The sequence below is a fragment of the Falsirhodobacter xinxiangensis genome (assembly GCF_004959935.1).
GTDB classification, from domain to species: Bacteria; Pseudomonadota; Alphaproteobacteria; order Rhodobacterales; family Rhodobacteraceae; genus Falsirhodobacter; species Falsirhodobacter xinxiangensis.
In genome coordinates this window covers 1-2125 of record NZ_SMYN01000054.1, presented here as the reverse complement: position 1 = coordinate 2125, position 2125 = coordinate 1, and the positions used below count along the sequence as shown (strand labels likewise).

Annotated in this window: 3 protein-coding genes; 2 read left to right on the top strand and 1 reads right to left on the bottom strand. The window is 58.4% G+C overall.

Annotated features, from left to right (window positions below; genetic code table 11):
* The coding region (locus E2K76_RS20700; RefSeq protein WP_220432328.1) for a hypothetical protein at window positions 1-210 on the bottom strand (210 nt) is incomplete at its 3' end.
* A 642-nt stretch (window positions 211-852) separates the two neighbouring features.
* Between E2K76_RS20700 and E2K76_RS20695 the strand changes: the two genes are divergently transcribed.
* Together E2K76_RS20695 and E2K76_RS20060 are read left to right on the top strand one after the other, a co-directional pair.
* The gene (locus E2K76_RS20695) at window positions 853-1824 is read left to right on the top strand and encodes a hypothetical protein (protein ID WP_220432327.1); all 972 of its coding nucleotides are present in this window, start codon (window positions 853-855) and stop codon (window positions 1822-1824) included.
* Between the two features lie 32 nt (window positions 1825-1856).
* A complete protein-coding gene (locus E2K76_RS20060) occupies window positions 1857-2099 on the top strand; it encodes a hypothetical protein (RefSeq protein WP_181952921.1) in 243 nt (80 codons plus the stop codon).
* Window positions 2100-2125: the final 26 nt, after the last annotated feature.

Here is a 2125-nt window from a genome sequence, read left to right as displayed (position 1 = left end):
GTATATGGACTGCTGTTCAAGGCATCGTCGGAACCCGTTGCCATCCGGAGCGAGGTCGTCGATGACGATTCGGCGCAGTCTATGGGCAGAAGCGTAGGCAATCCCCAGCGCGGAGGAGAGATCATCGGACGTGATGTGACCCCAGGGGCCCGCGGCAGCTCGATGCCGTATGACCGTCTCGGTGGCGGCAAACCAGATTGCGAGATCCAAACGGCTCCTGTGCAGTGCGGTGCCTACCGTGTGCGAAAACTGATATCGGCACGTGCATTGAACGACCGCACGCTGCTCAAGCCATCGTGGAGATGGGCTGCTGCACTTCGGGCAATGCACCACGCTACCCCATCGGACCGCCGTCAATCGATCGCGACATGCCGCGATCGTAGAAAATCGCCGGCGCACGCCGCCAGGCGGCAGGGCTCTGCGTAGGGTGTGCCAGTAGATCGGGTGGGAGAGTGCGTCGTCTTTCATAGGGACGCAGTCGCGGAAATTGAGAGCGATTGGAAGGCGCACGGCGTTGCGTCCAGCAACATGCTATTCAGCCATACCAGATCGCGCCATAGTCGTGACGTCGATAATAACGGAATTATCCATTTGACACATTGCGAAGCGTTGTATATGTTACATCAACATTCACGGAATATCGTTAATGGCATGAAGCGAATTGAACGCGCCTACAGATCTCTCTGTCGCCATGAAGGCGTCAGCCTTTGCAGTGTGGAAACACATGGGCGACACGTGCGCCTGCGCTTCGATGTCGGGTTCGTCATCGCGGCAAGCACTCCGTCAGATCACCGGAACATGTTGAATGTTCGCAGCGCCATCCGCCGCCTGCATCGCTGAAGGAATATGAAGATGCCTATCATATTGAAAACGGCAGAAGAGCGTCGCGATGATTGGCGTGATGGACTGTTTGCCCATGGTGATGACCATGAGTTCTGGGACTATGCCCAGTGGCTTCATGAGATTTTCCTGAACGCACTTACCTACGTCGAGGATTTGGTAGGTGCAGAGGCGGCAGCAGGGCCGCTGCGTGCGCTCGTTGAGCCATTTGCCCAGATCACTGGTCTTTCCTACGCCGAGACATGGCAAGAAGCGGCGTCCGACACTCTCGGCGTTGGCGCAGAGCTTCCTATCTCGGGACGCATCTGGCTGGCAAAGCTCTATGGCTTCCATGGGGTCACTCCGAAGGAGGTGCCTGTGGCAGATCGCCCGGCATGGATTTCCGAACTTGTTCGCGAAGTAACCACCTTCGCAGGTCGCCCTGACGTGAAGGACCTCGCCGCAGGCCGCAACGCTATCGTGTTGATCGCAAACATTGCGCAGTCCCGGCACGCCCTCGATTTCGGAGACGGCGAGGTCGATATCGGATCCATGGCGATTCTTGGCGGCGTAACCGAGGGTCGAGTGCGGAACCTTCTGTCCGGCGCCACCGCACAGCTTGAGCGTGGTCCGGGCGGCGGTGTGCTTCCAATGAGCGCCTTGGCATGGCTGCAGCGGCGTGACGGATTTCTTCAGTCGATCTGGGCGGACGACGAACCCGAGAATGGCAATGCAGACGATCCGAAAGGCAATGTCGCCCCGGTCAGTGGTGAATTGATGTTCGTTCCCGTCGCGCGAGATGGATCGATGTTCGGTCCCGACCTTGCCCGCGGCGGCCAGTTTCAGATCGGAGCAAAGGGTGACGAACGGCACTTCCCAACGTTCGACGAGGCGCTTGCGGCCCTGAACGAGATGCCGGTGCCGCGCTGGCGGAGGCCGAATGAGCACGGTCATTGGGGGATCGTTAGCGGGACGACCTGGCAGCGCATTGCACGGTCTCACTAGGTATTATCATTTCATAAGAGAGCAGTTTCGTTATGTTCAATTTCTTCTTTGGCCGCCCGAAGAAACACGGCATCCTCTCATCCGAACAGGTTATGGATGCCCTGTTGGCAGCCTCCCCCACATTTACCCGCGAAGCCCCGAGAGACTGTCGGGGCATTTACGGGCTGGTGGATCATCATGGAATGCTTCGTTACATCGGCTCCACGGTCAGCGCGGACGAAACCTTCTACAAGCGCATCCATTCGCGGCATCGCACTGGGTCGGAAGACTGTTGATTTCCACCGAGACGTGACCCGGTGGG